This is a genomic window from Streptomyces mangrovisoli (assembly GCF_000974985.2).
Taxonomy (GTDB): Bacteria; Actinomycetota; Actinomycetes; order Streptomycetales; family Streptomycetaceae; genus Streptomyces; species Streptomyces mangrovisoli.
In genome coordinates this window covers 55,029-72,943 of sequence record NZ_LAVA02000106.1, presented here as the reverse complement: position 1 = coordinate 72,943, position 17,915 = coordinate 55,029, and the positions used below count along the sequence as shown (strand labels likewise).

Sequence of the window (17,915 nt, the reverse complement as noted above, 5' to 3'; positions counted from 1 at the left end):
TGCGGGGTGCGGGGTGCGGGGTGCGGGGTGCAGGGTGCGGGGTGCGGGGTGCGCGGCGTGCGGGGCCCTGCGGTCAGGCCGGGTGCGCACCGGGCCAGGGGCCGGGGGTGGCGCGTACGTCCTCCTCCTCGACCTTGGTGTCGAAGAGCTTGAAGCCGCGCCGCTGGTAGTTGGCCATCGCGTGCTCGCCGTCCTTGCTGCACGTGTGCAGCCAGACCCGCTTGGTGTCGGTCAGCCCGGCCCAGCGGTCGGCGAGGTCCCAGGCGCGGGCGGCGCCGTAGGAGAGGAGGTGCCCGCCGATCCGGCGGCCCCGGAAGGCCGGGAGCAGCCCGAAGTAGACGATCTCCACGACGCCGTCGTCCTGCGGCTCCAGCTCCACGTAGCCGGCGGGGGTGCCGCGGTCGTAGGCGACCCAGGTCTCCACGCCCGGCCGCGCCAGGTGCTCCACCCAGCGGTCGTACGTCCAGCCGAGCCGGTCCGTCCACAGGATGTCGCCGCCGACGGACGCGTAGAGGAAGCGGCTGTACTCGGGCGAGGGAACCTCCGCGCGGACGATCCGGACGTCTCCCTCGGGCGCGGCGGCCGGGAGGAGGTCGGTCGGCGCGGTCTGCTCCAGGGACCAGGTGGTCACGGCGATACGGGTCATGCCGGTCAGGGAATCATCTGGCCGCGGCTTCTGTCGATCGGGGCCCGGCCGGTGGACCGGCACCTCGCAGCCGCCGACGTGGGCCGGTGGACCGGCACGCCGCGCAGCCGCCGACGCCCGGCGGCCCGATCCGAACGACGGGCCCTACCCGAGCGCCCGGTCGATCGAGGCGAGCGGCAGCGCGAACAGCGTCCGGCCCGACTGGGACCAGACCTCGCCGGTCTCCGCCCAGTACGACAGCGATCGCGGCCGGCCGGCCCAGCACCGCCGGGAGCCGTCCGAGCCGCAGTGCGCCGCCCGCGCGCCGCGGGTGTCCTGCCGCCACAGCGTGCCGTGCCCGTCCGGCTCGTCGGCCGTCCCGCCGAGGTACCAGCCCGAGCGGTACGACAGCACGCCGCCGGTCCCGCCGGCCTTCGTCTCGTACGCCTGTGTGGCGTCCGCGCGCCCGGTCGCCCCGGTGGCGAGCAGGCCGCCGCGGGCGCCGTCGAAGGAGTAGCGCCACAGCCGGGTGCTCCGGTCGCCGCCCGCAGCCCCCGCCTCGGCGGCGACCAGGCTGTCCGGCGCGGTGGAGCGGTCGAGCCCGATCCCCGCCACGCAGGGCGTGCCACTGTCCGCCCGCGCGGTGCACGCGCCGCCGGTCAGCTCGTACGACCCCACCGCGGGCATGACGTAGCGGTAGCCGTGGGCCGACCAGCCGCCGCGCACCCGGCCCACCGCCGGGGTGTCCGCGGTGGCGCGCTGGATGCGGCGCAGGTCGTAGACGTACAGCGCCTGCGCACCGGCCCGGCCCGCGGTGACCAGGAGCTTCTGCTGGTACCAGACCATGCCGGTGACGGTCGAGGCGAGCGCGCGGTAGTCGCGGCCGCCGTCGACCGGCACGGTCAGCAGCACCCAGGTGTAGGAGAGGCGGGCGGGGTCGTCCGCGTCGACGAAGGCGATCCGGGCCAGCGAGCCGTGCCGGCTCCAGCCGGAGAGGATCACCCGGTGCGTGCCCCAGTGGCCGTCGTCGTCGGCGTCCCCGGACGTGGTGACGGCGCCGGGCTGCCAGGTGCGGGTGTCGTCCGCGTCCCAGCAGTAGGCGCGGGTGGCGGTGGGCTCGGCCGGCAGCGCCTCGCGCTCGGCGGGCGTGCAGTCGGCGGAGTCGCGCAGCGTGCGGTCGGCGTCGGCGAGGACCGTGTCCACCCCGACCGGGCGGCCCATCGCGGAGGCCAGCCGGTCGAGCGAACGCTGCGGCTGCAACTCCTCACGCAGCGTGAGCCGGTCCAGCGCGGCGGACGAGGTGAGCGGTTTCAGCGCGCCCGGCCCGGCGGTCACGGTGGCCTGGGAAGCGCTGATCATCGTGGCGGCCGCGGTGAGGGCGAGGGCGGTTCCGGTCAGGAAGGCGCGCAGCGCCCTGCCCCGCCTGCGGCGGCGATGTCGGCCCCGACTTCTCATTCCACCTCCCGAGGCGAACCAACAGCGCCTGAGAAACCGGACGTTGGGCCGGATCGAAGCCAGGGGCGGCTGGTGACTCGTAGAGGGATGCTACGACAGTCGAGGCGCGCTCAAGTCGAAGACCCAGCAAATATGCGGAATATGCTCCTTGAGGGTGCCGATTGTGCAGGCGGGGCGCCGGGTTCCGCCGGGCTCGAACGCCCGCTCGCGCACGGGACTTCCGTTCACGTCACCCGGATCCGCGCCCGGCCGCGGGCCACCCCCGGCGCCGTCGAGTGGGGCAGCAGGTCGCGGGGGTCGTCGGGGAGCAGCAGGGCCACGTCCGCGTCCTCGCAGAAACGATACGGCCGGTGCTCCAGGAAGCCGCCGAGATACCGCCGTACCCGCGACATCTCGGCCCGCACCGTCACTGTGCGCAGCGGATCGCCGAACATGTCGTCGGCCAGCTCCGCGGCGCTGCGGCCGTCCCGGTGCAGGGCCAGCAGATAGAGCAACTCGGCGTGCCGCGCGCTCAGTTCGTGGCTCCAGGATCCCGCCTCGCCGGACACCCGCAGCGACCAGCGGCGCGGCTGGGCCAGATCGAGCACGATCCGCACCGCGCCGAGCGGGCCCGGCTCCGCCGCCGCCCGGATCAACCAGCCGCCCGCCAGCGGCTCCACCGAGCACAGCCCCAGCGAGGGCAGCCACCGGCGGCCCGGGGCGAGCGACTTGGGCAGCGCGACCCGGCGCGTGTGCGGCATCCCGCTCAGCGCCGCCGTCCAGCCGTCCCGGTCCACCACCAGTGCCCGGCCTGCCAGTTGGGCCAGCACCGGAGCGCCCACCGCGCGCAGCCGCTCCAGCGACGCCAGATGCAGCTCCCGCAGCCGCGCCTCGGCGAGCCTGGCCACCGAGCCGACCCAGGCGAGGGTGGCCGGGTGCATGGTCTCCAGCGGGCCGCTGACGTCGACGACGCCGAGCAGCCGACCGTCCCGGGGGTCGGTGACCGGGGCGCCGGTGCACGTCCACGTCCCCTGCGACCGTACGAAGTGCTCGGAGGCGAAGACCTGTACGGGCCGGCCGACCACCGCGGTGGTGCCCACGCCGTTGGTGCCGACGATCTCCTCCCGCCAGTCCGCGCCGAGTTCGCAGCCCACCCCGTCGGCCCTGCGCAGCACCGGCGGCGAGCCCTCCCGCCACAGCAGCCGGCAGTCCGCGTCGGCCACCACCATGATGTGGTGCGCCTCGTCCGCCGTGGCCAGCAGACCCTCCCGTACGACCTCCAGCACCTCGCGCAGCGGGGACTCCTCGCGCCGCCGCCGCACCTCGTCCGGCGTCAGCAGCCCGCCGTGCGCCTCCCGGTCCGGGTCGACCCCGCCGCGCAGCATCCGCTCCCACGACTGCTCGATCACCGGCCGGGGCGCGAACCGGCTGGGCTGCCCGGCCAGCCTCGCGGTGCGGACCTCGCTGAGCAGCCGCGCCGTCTCCGCCGTGTCGGCGCCGGCGATGTGCGCCACGTTCATCGGCGGGTTCGCCACTTCGGTCCTCCCCGGTGGCGCACGAGACGCCGGACGCCAAGCCGTCGGGCCGACGGCTTCCGGTCCGGCGGCTGCGTCACATACTGCCGCCCGGCCGACACGGAGGGGCACCCTCCGCACACCCCGCCAACAAGTTGCAACCCTGTGCAACCCTGGTGAACGGGCTTGCGGTCCTTGAAACTTGTGCCACGCCGCCGCGTGCGGCGGTCGGGGCCTCGACGGGCCCGATGGGCGGGGGTGGTGCCGTGTCGGCGCAGCACCACCCCTGCGCTCCGCTTTCACCGGCCTCGTGTTCTGGTGCGGGTGCGCCGTGGTGGCTCGCGCAGTTCCCCGCGCCCCTATGGGGGGTGGCCTTGTGGTCCCGTGCGGGTCCGTTGTGGTTGCTCGCGCGGTTCCCCGCGCCCCTGGGGTGTGGGGCCTGGCGCAGTTCCCCAGGGGCGCGGGGAACTGCGCGATCAGCCCCCACCGGCCCGCGGCCGCACGATCGGCCCCCGCCGGGCCGGTGGGTGTGGGTGGGTCACATCACGGGGCGGGCCCGGTCGGTCACCGTGGTCAGGTCCAGGGTGTGGGGCAGGGTGCCGAACGCCGCCCCCCAGTCCCCGCCCAGCCGCGAGGCGCAGAACGCGTCGGCGACCGACGGCGGCGCGTACCGCACCAGCAACGACCCCTGCAGCACCAGCGCCAGCCGCTCCGCCAGCCGCCGCGCGCGCCCCTCCACGCTCTCCAGGTCGGCGAGTTCGGTCAGCAGGTTCTTGATGGCACCGTCCAGCCGGTGGTCCGCGCCCCGGGCCCGCCCGATCTCGACGAGACACGCGTCCAGCGCCCCCGGCTCCCGCCCGAGCGCCCGCACCACGTCCAGCGCCTGGACATTGCCCGCCCCCTCCCAGATCGAGTTGAGCGGCGACTCGCGCACCAGCCGGGGCAGCCCCGACTCCTCGACATAGCCGTTGCCGCCGAGGCACTCCGCCGCCTCCACCACCAGCGGCGCGCAGCGCTTGGTCACCCAGTACTTCGCGGCCGGCACGGCGAGCCGCAGGAACGCCCGTTCCCGCTCGCCGCCGTCGTCGTACGCGGCCGCGAGCCGCAGCGCGAGCGCCGTCGCCGCCTCCGACTCGATCGCGAGGTCGGCCAGCACGTTGCGCATCAGCGGCTTGTCGATCAGCTTCCCGCCGAACGCCGAGCGGTGCGCGCAGTGGTGGACCGCCTGCGCGACCGCCTGCCGCATCAGGGCCGCCGAGCCGAGCACGCAGTCCAGCCGGGTCGCGGCGACCATCTCGATGATGGTGCGCACCCCGCGCCCCTCCTCGCCCACCCGGCGCGCCCAGGTCCCGTCGAACTCGACCTCCGAGGAGGCGTTGGAACGGTTGCCGAGCTTGTCCTTGAGCCGCTGGAGCCGGAAGGTGTTGCGGCTGTCGTCCGGCAGCACCCGCGGGACCAGGAAGCAGGTCGGGCCCTCGGCCGCCTGCGCGAGCACCAGGAACCCGTCCGACATGGGCGCCGAGCAGAACCACTTGTGCCCGGTCAGCTCGTACGCCCCCGGCTCCGCGAGGGGCCGCGCCACGGTCGTGTTCGCGCGGACGTCGCTGCCGCCCTGCTTCTCCGTCATCGCCATGCCGAACAGCACTCCGGCCTTGTGCCGGGCCGGCCGCAGCTCGCGGTCGTAGACCGTGGACGTCAGCCGGGGCTCCCACTCGGCGGCCAGCTCCGGCTCGGCGCGCAGCGCGGGCACGGCCGCGTGGGTCATCGACAGCGGGCAGCCGTTGCCCGCCTCCACCTGGGACCACACCAGGAAGGCCGCCGCCCGCCGCACATGCCCGGCGGGCCGCCCCCAGGCCGCGGTCAGCCCGGCCGAGACGCCCTTGCCGAGCAGCCGGTGCCAGGCGGGGTGGAAGTCGACCTCGTCGATCCGGTTGCCGTACCGGTCGTGGGTGCGCAGCCGCGGCGGGTTCTCGTTCGCCTGCACCGCCCACTCCTGCACCTGCGCCGAGCCGCAGGTGCGGCCGAGCGCGGACAGCTCCGCACGGACCTCCTCCAGCGCCTCCGGCAGGGTGTGCCGGTCGACCGCCTCGACCAGGGCACGGTCGGCGCCGAAGACGTCGTAGCCGGTCAGTGGCGGGGCCTGGTTGGTCACGGTGTGCGTGCTGGCTGCCATGTCTGCGAACCTACCCGGGCCGGGGGCGCCCCTCACGCAGGGACGGCCCTTGGGTACCCGCGGGATGAGCCCGACCTGCCGCGACGGATAACGTTAGGTCGTGCAGCACGCCAGTGATCCCCCCGAGCGGCCCTCCGGCCGACTCCACCGGGCCCGCGCCCTCTACCGGAACGTCTCCAAGCGCAGGACCGCCTGGCTGCTGCTCAAGGACACCGTGAACTCCTGCATGGAGTACCGCATCCTCGGCCTGGCCGCCGAGGCCGCGTTCTTCACGCTGCTGTCGGTGCCCCCGCTGCTGCTCAGCCTCATCGGGCTGCTCGGCTACGTCGACGCCTGGACCGGCACCGACTCCATCAGCAGCCTGGAGAAGAACATCCTGGACGCCTCGCGGACGGTGCTGTCCGAGAAGGGCGTCACCGACATCGCCAAACCGATCCTGCGCGACGTGATGCAGGGCGGCCGCCCCGACGTCATCTCCATCGGCTTCCTCTTCGCCCTGTGGTCGGGCTCGCGCGCCGTGAACGTCTTCATCGACACCATCACCGTGATGTACGGCCTCGACGGGGTGCGCGGCATCGTCAAGACCCGGGTGGTGTCGTTCCTGCTGTTCATCGCGGCCCTGGTGATCGGCTCGATCGCGCTGCCGCTGATGGTCGCGGGCCCGGACGCCGTGGTGGCGCTCGTGCCGTGGTCCGAGACCCTGGTCCAGGTCCTGTACTGGCCCGTGGTGATCGTGCTGTCCGTCGTCTTCCTGACCACGCTGTACCACGTCTCCGTGCCCGTGCGTTCGCCGTGGATCGAGGACGTGCCCGGCGCGCTGGTGGCGCTGGCGATGTGGGTGCTCGGCAGCTTCCTGCTCCGCATCTACATCACCCACACCATCGAGGGCGCCACCATCTACGGCTCCCTCGCCGCCTCGGTCGCCGTACTGCTGTGGATCGGTGTGTCCGCGTTCGCCGTGCTGGTCGGGGCCGCCGTGAACGCGGCCATCGACCGGGTGTGGCCGGCCGCCGCCACGTCCGCGGCCCGCGCCGCCAACGAGCGGGTGCGCGAGGCGCAGATCGCCGAGTACGTCGCCCGCGCCGCGGTCGCCCACGACCCGGAGGATCCCGACGATCCCGACGACCCCGACATGCCGTCGGAGTTCCCGGAGCGCTGGTCGCGGTTCCTGCCGCCGGAGGACGTGACCTCGCGGCTGCGCACCCATGTGAAGAGCAACCACCCGCCGCACAAGCCGGAGGATCCCTCCTGAGCACGGGGCCGGCGCCGTTTCGGGGGCCGCGCGCCGGGAGCCGGGCGTAGCCTGGGCCGCGTGTACCAGGAGCGCGGCTCGCGGCTGGCCGGCGCCGTCGTCTGGACCAACGTGCCCGACGGAGCCCGGCCGGGGCCGGTGCTGCCCGACGGATGCATGGACCTGATGTGGTCCGCGGGGCGGTTGCTCGTCGCCGGCCCGGACACCCGGGCCCACGTCCCCGACGGACCCGCCGTGCCCTTCACGGGCGTCCGCTTCCCGCCCGGCACCGCGCCCGCGCTGCTCGGCGTGCCCGCGCACGAACTGCGCGACCGCCGGGTCGACCTCGCCGACCTGTGGCCCGCGCCCGTCGTACGGCGGCTGCGCGACCGGATCGCGGCGGCGCCCGGCACCGCCGCCGCCCTGGAGGAGGTGGCCCTGGAGCGCGCCGCCGGGACGGACCCGCCCGACCCGCTGCTCCGCGAGATGGCCGAGGCGCTGGGCGCGGGCCGCCCGGTGGCCGCCACGGCCGACGGACTCGGGCTCGGCGCACGTCAGTTGCACCGCCGGTCGCTGGCCGCGTTCGGCTACGGCCCGAAGACGCTGGCCCGCGTCCTCAGGCTGCAACGGGCGCTCGCGCTGGCCCGCGCCGGGGTGCCGTTCGCGCAGACCGCGGCCCGCGCCGGCTTCGCCGACCAGGCCCATCTGGCCCGGGACGTACGGCAGCTGACCGGGATGCCGCTGCGCGAGCTACTCGGCGGCGGGCAGCGGGCAGAAGAGGTCGACGCCGTTGCCGTCGGGGTCGTGGACCACGGCGTAGCGCATCCCCCAGAAGGCGTCCCAGGGCTTGAGTTCGCTGTGGTGTCCGGCGGCCACGAGGTCGTCGTGGACGGCGTCGACGTCGGCCGGTGAGTCGCACCGGAACGCGAGCGAGAGGCGCCCGCCGCCGGCCGGCGGCCGCCACGTGGGGTGGAACGAGCGGACGGTCTCCTCGGTGTCCAGCGCGAGGGTGAGCCCGCCGGGCAGCGCGGCCTCGACATGCGGCTGCTCCTCGGCCCCCTCGGGGAAGACCAGACCGAGGCGGCGGTAGAAGGCGAGCGACGCCCCCAGGTCGGAGGCGACCAGGCCGATCACGGCGCAGCGGGGGGTGATGGTTCGCGGTGTCGTCGTCATGCGGCCACGGTAGGCGGGGCGGGCGGCGCGGGTCTTGAAGGAATCGGACAGGGAGTTCATGAGGGCTGGGCCGGGCCGGGGCGGGCTCAGGCGAACGTGACCGGCCCGTGCGCCGTGTCCACCGTGAAGGACAGCCCCACCGGCCCCTCGCGCAGTTCGAGCGCGGTGCCGAGGGCGGCGAGCAGTGGCCGGATCTCGTCCGGGTCCGGGGCCGTCGCCGTGACGGACACGAGCGGCGTGACCGGCAGGCCCGACGCCGACGGATGGGCCGAGCCGCCCCAGTCGATGAGGAACGGGACCAGCCCGGAGGGGTGCGCGGTGTCGCCGCCGGTCAGCCGCCACTGCAGGAGCGTGCCGTCCGGGGCGCGGCGGCTCATCGGGCGCGCGGGGCCGGGATCGTAGCCCCGGGATCGCGCGGCCGTGATCGCCGCGTCCAGGTCGGGCGGCCCGATCGCCCAGCTCACCGTGCGCGCCCGGGCCATCGTGTGGAGACCGAACGGCCGTGGACCCGGGGGGAGTTCCCGCTCGGGGTCGGGGCCGATGATCTCCAGATAACTGCCGCCGCCCAGTGACACCAGGTGGTTGCGGGTGCCGAGGTCCACATGGGCGCCGCCGGGCGCCGGCGTCACACCGGTGCGCCGGGCGAAGTCGGCGACGGTGGCCGTGAGATCCGGGGTGGCGAGGACCAGATGGTCCAGCAGTGGGGGAATGGCCTTCATTCCGGCCGAGGTTAGGGCCGTACGGAATCCGTCGACAAGAGATACGTCGACAAGGGGGCGGCGGATCGCCGGTGCGGCAGTATGGGCGCATGATCCGTTCGGGACGACATCGCCCGCTGCCCGTGCCCGCCCGCCGGCTTCCCCTCCTGGTCACCGGCCGCGGCAACCTCATGGGGGTGCGGGGATGACCACCGACGACCGCCCCCGGCTGCTCGTGTACACGCGCACCACCGACTACCGCCACGAGTCCATCCCCTACGGCGTCGCCGCGCTCGCCTGGCACGGCGCCTTCGAGGTCGACCACACCGAGGACCCGGCGGCCCTGGAACGGCCGCTGGACCCGTACGCGGCCGTGGTCTTCCTCTCCACCAGCGGCGAGGTCCTCACCCCCGCCGGCCGCGAACGCCTCGCCCGCCACGTCGAGTCGGGCGGCGGGTTCGCGGGCGTGCACGCCGCCGCGTGCACCGAGTACGACTGGCCGTACTACGGCGAACTCCTCGGCGCGCGCTTCACCCGCCACCCCGAACTCCAGCCCGGCGACGCCCTGGTGGCGGACCCCGGCCACCCCGCGACCCGGCATCTGCCGGCCGTCTGGACCCGCACCGACGAGTGGTACGACTTCGACGCCGCCCCTCGCGGTCCGGTCCGCGTGCTGCTCCGGGCCGACGAGTCGTCGTACGACGGCGGCGGCATGGGCGAGGACCACCCGCTCGCGTGGTGCCGTACCCAGGGCGCGGGCCGGGTGTTCTACACGGCGCTGGGCCACGCCCCGGCGGCGTACGAGGACGAGGACTTCCTCGCGCATCTGTACGGCGGGGTCGGCTGGGCGGCGCGGACGGCCGATTGAGGGGTTCCGGCCCTGTTCGGGCGAGTAAAGGTCGCATAAGCCAAGAGTCATGTGACTCCATGTGAATGCTCACGTATTGGCAAAGCGACTTTGGAGGAACCGGACCGTGACTCACGGGAACAAGCTGCGCGAGCGGATCGCCGAGCCGGGGACCACGCCGCTGATCGGCGTGTACGACATGTACTCGGCGTCGATCGCGGCGGCCCACTACGACGGGATGTTCGTCTCCGGCTTCGGATTCGCGGCGTCGTACTACGGGCTGCCGGACATCGGCTTCATCGCCTGGCCGGACATGGTCGCCTTCGTGCAGCGGCTGCGGGGTGCCTTCCCCGCCCACCATCTGCTGGTGGACATCGACGACGGGTACGTCGATCCCGAGGTCGCCTGCCATGTGGTGGAGGGGCTGGAGCGGATCGGGGCCTCCGGGGTGATCCTGGAGGACCAGAAGCGGCCGCGCCGCTGCGGGCACGCGGACGGCAAGCAGGTGCTGCCGCTGGAGGAGTACCTGGCCAAGCTGGAGATGGTGCTGGCGACGCGCCAGGACCTGGTGGTCGTCGCGCGCACCGACGCCACCGACGAGCACGACATCCTGCGCCGGGCCGCGGCGCTGGCCGCCACGGACGCGGACGTCGTGCTGGTGGACGGGGTGCGCAGCGTGGAGTGGATCCGGCGGATCCGGGACGTGGTCGGCACCAAGCCGCTGCTGTTCAACCAGATCGCGGGCGGGAAGTCGCCGCGGCTGTCGCTGAGCGAGCTGTCGGATCTCGGCGTGGAGGTCGCGATCTACAGCACGCCCTGCCTCTTCGCCGCCCATGAGGCGATGCACGCGGCGCTGTCCGGCCTCAAGGCGGCGGACGGGCGGCTGCCGGAGCTCGACGCCGCGCGCGGGGTCGGCGTCCGCGCGGCGACCAGCCTGCTGGAACGCAACATCGCCCACCGCCGCGAAGCGCATCCCGCGGGGACACCGGCCTGAACCTCCCGCAGCCCGCCCGGTCCGCAGCTCCCTGGGGGCGCGGGGAACTGCGCGACCAGCCACCCGCGGACCCGCAGGGGGGCACGACCCCGGATGTCCGGCTGCGGGCCGGTGGGAGCTGATCGCGCAGTTCCCCGCGCCCCTGGGGTGCGTGCCCTGGGGTGCCCCGTAAGGGGCGCGGGGAACTGCGCGATCGGCCGCCGGCCGGTGGGGGCCCGGGCGGCGGAATACCCCGGGCCGGGGTGATGCTCTGATGTGAACGATGCTTCACGAGCGCGGCGAGGAGCTGGTGCGCGGATGACGGCAGACCAGACGGACCCCGTGGTCAGGACCCCGCACGGGGCGGTACGCGGCCGGTACGAGCGCGGCGTCGCCGTGTTCCGCGGCATCCCCTACGCCGCCCCGCCCTTCGGCCCCCGCCGCTTCCGCCCGCCCGCCCCGCCCGAGCCCTGGGACGGCGTGCGCGACGCGGCCGCCTTCGGCCCCACCGCACCGAAGCCGCCGTACTCGGACGCCTTCGCGCACTACCTCTCCGACCCCGAGATCCCCGGCGACGACTGCCTCAACCTCAACGTCTGGACCCCCGAGCCGGCCCCCGGCGCCCGCCTGCCGGTCCTGGTGTTCCTCCACGGCGGCGCGCTGACCAGGGGCTCCTCCGCGATCCCGGTGTACGACGGGCGGCCGTTCGCCCGCGACGGCGTCGTCTTCGTCTCGGTCAACTACCGGCTCGGCGTCGAGGGCTACGGCCTCTTCCCCGACGCCCCCGCCAACCCCGGCCTGCGCGACCAGCTGGCCGCCCTGCGCTGGGTGCACGAGTCCATAGCGGCCTTCGGCGGCGACCCCGGCCGGGTCACCCTGTGCGGACAGTCCGCCGGGGCCATCAGCGTCGGCGCCCTGGCCGCCGCCCCGCAGGCCCAGGGCCTGTTCCGGCGGGCGATCCTGCAGAGCGGCGCCCCGGAGGCGTCGGACCGCGCGAAGGTGCGGCGCATGGTGCGCCGGATGGCGGCCCGGCTGAAGGTCCCGGCCACCGCGGAGGCGTTCGCCGCCGTCGACCGCGATCTGCTGCTGCGCACCCAGGCCGACGTGGGGCGGCTCAGCAGCCCGGTCCTCGGCGGGCCCGCCTTCGGCATCGTCACCGACGGCGACCTCGTCCCGTACGACCCCCTGGAGGCACTGCTCGCGGGCGACGCCGCCCCCGGCGCCGACCTGCTCCTCGGCTGGACCCGCGACGAGTACCTGCTGTGGCTGGTGCCGGGCGGCCTGCTGGAGCGCGTCGACCGGCTCGGCCCGGTCGCCCTGGCCGCGGCCCGCGCCCGCTGCCACTGCGGCATCGGCGTCCCGCGCGGCTACCGCGGCCTGTACCCGCAGGCCGGCACCGCCGAGACGGTCGGCCAGATGGTCACCGACCGGCTGCTGCGGCTGCCCCTGCAACGGCTCGCGGACGCCCGCCCGGGCTCGTCGTACGTCTACGAGTTCGCCTGGCCCTCCCGCCTGCCCGACCTCGGCGCCTGCCACGCCCTCGAACTCGGCTTCGTCTTCGACACCGGCGAGGTCCCCGAGGCCGCCAAGCTGGCCGGGGAGGGCGCGCCCCCCGACCTGGCCACCACGATGCACCGCGCGTGGGTGCGTTTCGCGGAGACCGGCGACCCGGGCTGGGAGCCGTGGGACGCCTCGCATCCGGTACGCGTCTTCGGCGAGGACGAGCCGTACACCGCCCACGGCCCCCGCGACGCGGCCCTGGCCCTGTGGACGGCCGACACCCAGGCCGCGGACCCGGTCCCCGAGGCGTCCGCCGACGGCCAGCCGACCCGCGGCGCGGAACTCCGCGCGGTCGTCCGCCGGCTCCGCCGTACGGCGATGGTCCGCCGGCACTGAACCCGCACCCCGACGGGCCGGCCCCACCGGGCCCCACCGCCCTGCTGCCCCCGGCCGGTTCTCCGGCACCTGGTGGTCGTCCGGCGCCCGGCCGGTTGTCCGGGACCTGGTGGTCGTCCGGCGCCCGGCCGGTTGTCCGGGACCTGGTGGTCGTCCGGCGCCCGGCCGGTTGTCCGGGACCTGGTGGTCGTCCGGCGCCCGGCCGGTTGTCCGGGACCTGGTGGTCGTCCGGCGCCCGGCCGGTTCTCCGGGACCTGGTGGTCGTCCGGCGCCCGGCCGGTTCTCCGGGACCTGGTGGTTCTCCGGCGCCCGGCCGGTTCTCCGGGACCTGGTGGTTCTCCGGCGCCCGGCGGCCGGCCCGCCGGCGCCCCGTCGTCCTACTGCGCCCCGCCGCCCTCCAGCGCCCCGGCGATCGCCACGATCCCCTCCGGCCCCACCCGGCAGCAGCCGCCCACCAGGCGCGCCCCCGCGTCGCGCCACGACCTGACCCGGTCCGGGCCGAAGGTGGTGCGGCCGGTCCAGGCGCGGGCGCCCGCGTCCCAGCTCTCGCCGCTGTTGGGGTAGACGACGACAGGCTTGCCCGTCACCCGGGCCGCCGTCTCGACGGCACGCTCCACGTCCTGCGGCGCGCAGCAGTTCACGCCGACCGCCACGATCTCGTCCACGTCGGCGGCCGGTGCGAACGCCTCCGCCAGCGGCTGGCCGGCCCGGGTCCGGTCCCCGTCGACGGTGTACGACAGCCACGCCGGGACCCCGAGCCCGCGCACCGCCCGCAGCAGCGCCTGCGCCTCGGCCGCGTCGGGCACCGTCTCCAGCGCGAACACGTCCGGCCCGGCCTCGGCCAGCGTCTCCATCCGCGGCCGGTGGAACCGCTCCAGGTCGGCCACGCTCAGGCCGTAGTTCCCGCGGTACTCGGAGCCGTCCGCGAGCATCGCCCCGTACGGCCCCACGGAGGCCGCCACCCACAGCGGCCGCCCGGCGTCCCCGGCCCGCGCCCGGCGGGCCGCCTCGCGGGCGAGCTCCACGCTGAGCCGCAGCAGCCGGGCCGCCTCTGCGGGGCCGACGCCGCGGGCGGCGAACCCCTCGAAGGTGGCCTGATAGCTGGCGGTGATCGCGACGCTCGCGCCCGCGGTGAAGTACGCGAGGTGCGCCTCGGTGATCGCCTCGGGCCGCTCCGCGAGCAGCCGCGCCGACCACAGCGCGTCGCTGAGGTCGAAGCCCGCGGACTCGAGCTGGTTGGACATCCCGCCGTCGAGGACCAGGGTCCCGGAGGCGAGCGCGTCGGCGAGGGAAGCGGTGGGTGTGCCGGTCATACCCAGACGCTAACCGATCACCCACCAACCGACGGATCCCGCTCACGCAGCTCCCCGCGCCCTTGGGGATCCCCGGCCCCCGACCCCCTCAGGGGCGCGGGGAACTGCGCGATCAGCCACGACGCGCCCGCACGGGGGGCACTACGCCGAGCGTCCACCCCCAGCCTCACAGGGGCGCGGGGAACTGCGCGATCAGCCACGACGTGACCGCACCCGCACACCCCGCCAAGCCCGCCGCAGGCCCGTCGCAGGCGACGTCGTTCAACCCGTTGACCTCCCCGCATCCCGCCCGTACCTTTTCCGCGTTCGCGATGACAAATGCCGTTCGCCCTACCGGACATGACGAGACACGGGAGCGCGAGAGATGAGACGTGCGTACGCCATCCTGCTGGCCTGCTGTCTGGCGCTGTTCGGCGCGCTCGCCGCCGCCGCGCCCGCCCAGGCCGCGGCCCAGACGGTCACCAACGGCACCAAGTTCACGGACACCTCCGGCGCCGCCGTCCAGGCGCACGGCGGCGGGGTCATCAAGGTCGGCTCGTACTACTACTGGTTCGGCGAGGACCGCAACGCCGACGACACCTTCCGCTACGTCGACGCCTACCGCTCCACCGACCTGAAGAACTGGGAGTTCCGGGCCCACGTCCTCACCCAGTCCTCCGCCGCCGAACTCGCCACCGCCTACATCGAGCGCCCGAAGGTCGTCTACAACGCGTCCACGGGGAAGTACGTGATGTGGATGCACAAGGAGAACGGCGTCGACTACAGCCAGGCCCGCGCCGCGGTCGCCGTCTCCGACACGGTCGACGGCACCTACACCTACCAGGGCAGCTTCCAGCCGCTCGGCCAGTACATGTCCCGCGACCTGACGACGTACGTCGACACCGACGGCACCGCGTACATGGTCTCGGCCGCCAACGAGAACTACGACCTGCAGATCTACCGGCTCACCGCCGACTACACCGGCATCGCCGCCCTGGTCGCCAACCCCTGGCCCGGCGGCCACCGCGAGGCCCCCGCGCTGTTCAAACGGGGCGGGGTCTACTTCATGCTCACGTCGGGCGCCACCGGCTGGAGCGCCAACCAGCAGGAGTACGCCACCGCCACCAGCCTCGCCGGCCCCTGGACCTCCTGGTCCACCGTCGGCGACTCGACGGCCTACAACTCGCAGACCGCGTACGTCCTTCCGGTCACCGGCACCTCCGGCACCGCCTACCTCTACATGGGCGACCGCTGGGGCGACTCCTTCGGCGGCACCGTGAACGACTCCCGCTACGTGTGGCTGCCGCTGACCTTCCCGACCTCCACCACGATGTCCATGTCCTGGTACCCGGAGATCGCCGTCGACACCGCCGCCGGCACGGTCACCGGCACCAGCGCCACCTACAACACGCTTGTCGCGCGCAACAGTTCGAAGTGCGCCGACGTGCCGAACCAGTCGCTCTGGGAGGGCGTCGCGATCAGTCAGTACACCTGCAACGGCGGCGGCAACCAGAAGTGGTGGTTCAAGGACCTCGGCTCCGGATACGCCGAACTGATGGGCCGTGGAAGCTCGTTGTGCCTGCAGGAGAACGCCACGAACGTCACCCAGGAGGACTGCACCGGGGCCACCACCCAGCAGTGGTCGGTCACCACCTCCGGGTCCTACGTGACCGTCAAGTCCCGGGCGAGCGGCAAGTGCCTGGACGTCTCCGGCGCGTCCACCGCCAACTCCGCGGCCATCATCACCTACACCTGCAGCGGCGCCACCAACCAGCAGTGGACCCGCGGCACCTGAGCCCGTCTCCACCCCCACCGCCCGACCGCCCGCCGACTGCCTCTGGCGCACGGGTGCGGGAAGCAGGTGGGATAGGACCCTGGGGCGTCCCGACCGGAACCGGGGCGCCCCAGGCCCCGCCGGACGGACGGAAGGACCCGACCACCCGATGCACCTGCCGCCCGACGACCGCACCCTGAGCCCGTTCACCGGCTTCACCCGCGCCCACTGGGAGGCCGCGGCCGACGCCCTGCTCGCCGCGGTGGCGCCGTACGCCACCCCCGACCAGGCCCTCTACCATCTGCCCGGCGGCCGCCCGAGCCGCTCGGGGCGGCTGTCCGACGGGCTCGAGGGCTACGCGCGCACCCTGCTCCTCGCGGCCTTCCGCCGCGACGAGGACGTCCTCGCCCGCTACGCCGACGGCCTCGCCGCCGGGACCGCGGGCGTATGGCCGCGCGTCGAGGACCGCGGCCAGCCGCTCGTCGAGGCCGCCTCCGTCGCCCTCGCCCTGCGGCTGACCCGTCCGCTGCTGTGGGACCGGCTCGACGACGCCGTACGGCAGCGCGCCGCGGCCTGGCTCGCCGACGCCCTGACCGCCGAACCCTGGCCCTGCAACTGGGAGTTGTTCCCGGTGACGGTCGGCGGCTTCCTCGCCGAGGCCGGCCACGAGCCCGACGCCGCCCGCGCCGCCGTCGACCGGGGCCTGGAACGGATCGAGAAGTGGTACCTCGGCGGCGGCTGGTACACCGACGGCGACGGGCGCAAGTTCGACTACTACAACGGCTGGGCCCTGCACCTCTACCCGGTGCTGCACGCCTGGCTCGACGGCGACGCGCCCCTGCTCGACCGCTACGCCGGCCGCCTGGAGGCCCATCTCGCCGACTACGCAAGGCTGTTCGGCGGCGACGGCGCCCCGCTGCACCAGGGCCGTTCGCTGACGTACCGGTTCGCGACCGCGGCCCCGCTCTTTCTCGGCGCGCTGACCGGGCGCACCCCGCTGGCCCCGGGCGAGACCCGCCGGCTCGCGTCCGGCGCGCTCCGCTACTTCCTGGACCGGGGCGCCACCGACGAGCACGGCGTGCTCACCCTCGGCTGGCACGGCCCCGACGAGACGGTCCTCCAGGAGTATTCGGGCCCCGGCTCCCCGTACTGGGCGAGCAAGGGCTTCCTCGGCCTGCTGCTCCCGGCTGACCACCCGGTGTGGACGGCGCCGGAGGAGGCCGGACCGAGCGGGCGCGAGGACGCGGTCACCGCGATCTCGCAGCCCAACTGGCTGCTCCAGTCGACCCGTTCGGACGGGCTCGTCCGGCTGCACAACCACGGCAGCGAGGACGTCCGCTACGACCCCCACTACACCCGGCTCGCCTACTCCACCGCGACCCGGCCCACGCCGTCGTACGACAACAGCGTCTTCGTCGGCGGCGACCCGGGCCGCACCGGCATCGAGCCGCTCGGCACCGGGGACGGCTGGGCGGCGTCCCGGCACACGGCGGGCGGGGGCGCCCGGGTGACCAGCGTGGTGCTGGCGCACGGCGCGGTGGAGGTGCGTACGCACGTGGTGTCCCGCGCCGCACCCGGCACGGAGGTGCGGGTGACCGGATGGTCGGCGGACGGCGAGGGCCTGCGGGCCGAACTCCTGCCCGTGCTGGGCCTGTCCGACGCCCTCACCGGCACGACGGGCGAAGGCGACACCCTGTTCGTCGTGCTGGCCCGGCTCACCGCCGACCCGGACCCCGCGCCCCTGGCCGCCTCGGTGACCGTACAGCCCCACGGGAACGGCGAGTTGACCGTCCGGTTCGCCGGCGGACCGGCCCTGCGGGTGCACCCGGGCGACGGGACCGTGCGGAACAACTCCGTTGCCCCGCCCCGGGCCGCCGAAGCAGAATCCCCGGCATGACCTCAGCCATCCGTCACATCACCGTGGACTGCGCCGACGCCTACACGCTCGGCAGCTTCTGGTCCCAGGCCCTTGGACAGCCCCTGCACGAGGACGACCGGCCCGGCGATCCGGAGGCGCTGATCGCCGGCGCCGGGCTGCTCTTCGTCACCGTGCCGGAGGCCAAGTCGGCCAAGAACCGGCTCCATCTCGACCTTCAGCCGCAGGACCGCACCCGGGACGCGGAGGTCGAACGGCTGCTCGCGCTCGGCGCCGCCCTGGTCGACGACCGCCGCAAGCCGGACGGCACGGGCTGGGCCGTGCTCGCCGACCCGGAGGGCAACGAGTTCTGCGTCGAACGCTCCGCGGCCGAACGGGCCGCCTGACCGGGCGAACGGCTCGACCGGGC

General features: G+C 74.7%; 14 protein-coding genes and 1 pseudogene. 8 read left to right on the top strand and 7 right to left on the bottom strand.

Annotated elements, in window-relative coordinates:
• Nucleotides 1-73: 73 nt before the first annotated feature.
• The 4 genes from WN71_RS34640 to WN71_RS34625 all read right to left on the bottom strand — a co-directional run bounded on the left by WN71_RS34640 (nucleotide 74) and on the right by WN71_RS34625 (nucleotide 5,746).
• Nucleotides 74-646 (bottom strand): GNAT family N-acetyltransferase, encoded by a 573-nt coding sequence (locus WN71_RS34640; RefSeq protein WP_046589216.1) that lies wholly within the window; start codon nucleotides 644-646, stop codon nucleotides 74-76.
• Nucleotides 647-790: 144 nt separating this feature from the next.
• A complete protein-coding gene (locus WN71_RS34635; RefSeq protein WP_046589214.1) occupies nucleotides 791-2,080 on the bottom strand; it encodes a hypothetical protein in 1,290 nt (429 codons plus the stop codon).
• Nucleotides 2,081-2,304: 224 nt separating this feature from the next.
• The gene (locus WN71_RS34630; RefSeq protein ID WP_046589234.1) at nucleotides 2,305-3,579 is read right to left on the bottom strand and encodes a GAF domain-containing protein; all 1,275 of its coding nucleotides are present in this window, start codon (nucleotides 3,577-3,579) and stop codon (nucleotides 2,305-2,307) included.
• A 532-nt stretch (nucleotides 3,580-4,111) separates the two neighbouring features.
• Nucleotides 4,112-5,746, bottom strand: coding sequence for an acyl-CoA dehydrogenase family protein (locus WN71_RS34625; RefSeq protein ID WP_046589212.1), 1,635 nt, complete (start codon nucleotides 5,744-5,746; stop codon nucleotides 4,112-4,114).
• A gap of 100 nt (nucleotides 5,747-5,846) precedes the next feature.
• On the opposite strand from WN71_RS34625, the gene WN71_RS34620 reads away from it, so the two are divergent.
• Both WN71_RS34620 and WN71_RS34615 read left to right on the top strand, forming a co-directional pair.
• Nucleotides 5,847-6,998, top strand: a complete 1,152-nt coding sequence (locus WN71_RS34620; protein ID WP_046589210.1) for a YihY/virulence factor BrkB family protein — start codon at nucleotides 5,847-5,849, stop codon at nucleotides 6,996-6,998.
• A 60-nt stretch (nucleotides 6,999-7,058) separates the two neighbouring features.
• A pseudogene (locus WN71_RS34615) lies at nucleotides 7,059-7,742 on the top strand (helix-turn-helix transcriptional regulator); the annotation flags it as partial.
• Here WN71_RS34615 and WN71_RS34610 read toward each other — a convergent pair.
• Both WN71_RS34610 and WN71_RS34605 read right to left on the bottom strand, forming a co-directional pair.
• Nucleotides 7,728-8,129, bottom strand: coding sequence for a VOC family protein (locus tag WN71_RS34610; RefSeq protein ID WP_079178350.1), 402 nt, complete (start codon nucleotides 8,127-8,129; stop codon nucleotides 7,728-7,730). The pseudogene WN71_RS34615 and the gene WN71_RS34610 overlap by 15 nt on opposite strands.
• Nucleotides 8,130-8,236: 107 nt before the next feature.
• A complete protein-coding gene (locus WN71_RS34605; RefSeq protein ID WP_046589205.1) occupies nucleotides 8,237-8,869 on the bottom strand; it encodes a VOC family protein in 633 nt (210 codons plus the stop codon).
• Nucleotides 8,870-9,053: 184 nt separating this feature from the next.
• On the opposite strand from WN71_RS34605, the gene WN71_RS34600 reads away from it, so the two are divergent.
• The 3 genes from WN71_RS34600 (at nucleotide 9,054) to WN71_RS34590 (ending at nucleotide 12,564) form a co-directional block, all read left to right on the top strand.
• The gene (locus WN71_RS34600; RefSeq protein WP_046589203.1) at nucleotides 9,054-9,716 is read left to right on the top strand and encodes a ThuA domain-containing protein; all 663 of its coding nucleotides are present in this window, start codon (nucleotides 9,054-9,056) and stop codon (nucleotides 9,714-9,716) included.
• A 106-nt stretch (nucleotides 9,717-9,822) separates the two neighbouring features.
• A complete protein-coding gene (locus WN71_RS34595) occupies nucleotides 9,823-10,689 on the top strand; it encodes an isocitrate lyase/PEP mutase family protein (protein WP_046589201.1) in 867 nt (288 codons plus the stop codon).
• 297 nt (nucleotides 10,690-10,986) lie between these two features.
• On the top strand, nucleotides 10,987-12,564 hold the full coding sequence (locus WN71_RS34590) for a carboxylesterase/lipase family protein (RefSeq protein WP_206300221.1): 1,578 nt from the start codon (nucleotides 10,987-10,989) through the stop codon (nucleotides 12,562-12,564).
• 377 nt (nucleotides 12,565-12,941) lie between these two features.
• Here WN71_RS34590 and mmuM read toward each other — a convergent pair whose 3' ends face one another.
• The gene (gene mmuM / locus WN71_RS34585; RefSeq protein ID WP_107469850.1) at nucleotides 12,942-13,877 is read right to left on the bottom strand and encodes a homocysteine S-methyltransferase; all 936 of its coding nucleotides are present in this window, start codon (nucleotides 13,875-13,877) and stop codon (nucleotides 12,942-12,944) included.
• Between the two features lie 364 nt (nucleotides 13,878-14,241).
• Here mmuM and WN71_RS34580 point away from each other — a divergent pair, with 364 nt between their 5' ends.
• The 3 genes from WN71_RS34580 (at nucleotide 14,242) to WN71_RS42090 (ending at nucleotide 17,892) form a co-directional block, all read left to right on the top strand.
• The gene (locus WN71_RS34580) at nucleotides 14,242-15,651 is read left to right on the top strand and encodes an RICIN domain-containing protein (protein ID WP_046589196.1); all 1,410 of its coding nucleotides are present in this window, start codon (nucleotides 14,242-14,244) and stop codon (nucleotides 15,649-15,651) included.
• Nucleotides 15,652-15,799: 148 nt separating this feature from the next.
• Nucleotides 15,800-17,527: a DUF2264 domain-containing protein gene (locus WN71_RS34575; RefSeq protein ID WP_046589194.1), complete on the top strand. Its 1,728-nt coding sequence runs from the start codon at nucleotides 15,800-15,802 to the stop codon at nucleotides 17,525-17,527.
• Entirely contained in the window at nucleotides 17,524-17,892 is a 369-nt protein-coding gene (locus WN71_RS42090; protein WP_046589192.1) for a VOC family protein, read from the top strand. The genes WN71_RS34575 and WN71_RS42090 overlap by 4 nt, the downstream gene beginning before the upstream one ends.
• Nucleotides 17,893-17,915 lie beyond the last annotated feature (23 nt).

Coding starts and splice junctions, on each gene's coding strand:
- WN71_RS34640 (WP_046589216.1), bottom strand. CDS start 646: ATGACCCGTATCGCCGTGACCACCTGGTCCCTGGAGCAGACCGCGCCG.
- WN71_RS34590 (WP_206300221.1), top strand. CDS start 10,987: ATGACGGCAGACCAGACGGACCCCGTGGTCAGGACCCCGCACGGGGCG.
- WN71_RS34630 (WP_046589234.1), bottom strand. CDS start 3,579: ATGAACGTGGCGCACATCGCCGGCGCCGACACGGCGGAGACGGCGCGG.
- WN71_RS34575 (WP_046589194.1), top strand. CDS start 15,800: ATGCACCTGCCGCCCGACGACCGCACCCTGAGCCCGTTCACCGGCTTC.
- WN71_RS34600 (WP_046589203.1), top strand. CDS start 9,054: ATGACCACCGACGACCGCCCCCGGCTGCTCGTGTACACGCGCACCACC.
- mmuM (WP_107469850.1), bottom strand. CDS start 13,877: ATGACCGGCACACCCACCGCTTCCCTCGCCGACGCGCTCGCCTCCGGG.
- WN71_RS34635 (WP_046589214.1), bottom strand. CDS start 2,080: ATGAGAAGTCGGGGCCGACATCGCCGCCGCAGGCGGGGCAGGGCGCTG.
- WN71_RS42090 (WP_046589192.1), top strand. CDS start 17,524: ATGACCTCAGCCATCCGTCACATCACCGTGGACTGCGCCGACGCCTAC.
- WN71_RS34605 (WP_046589205.1), bottom strand. CDS start 8,869: ATGAAGGCCATTCCCCCACTGCTGGACCATCTGGTCCTCGCCACCCCG.
- WN71_RS34625 (WP_046589212.1), bottom strand. CDS start 5,746: ATGGCAGCCAGCACGCACACCGTGACCAACCAGGCCCCGCCACTGACC.
- WN71_RS34580 (WP_046589196.1), top strand. CDS start 14,242: ATGAGACGTGCGTACGCCATCCTGCTGGCCTGCTGTCTGGCGCTGTTC.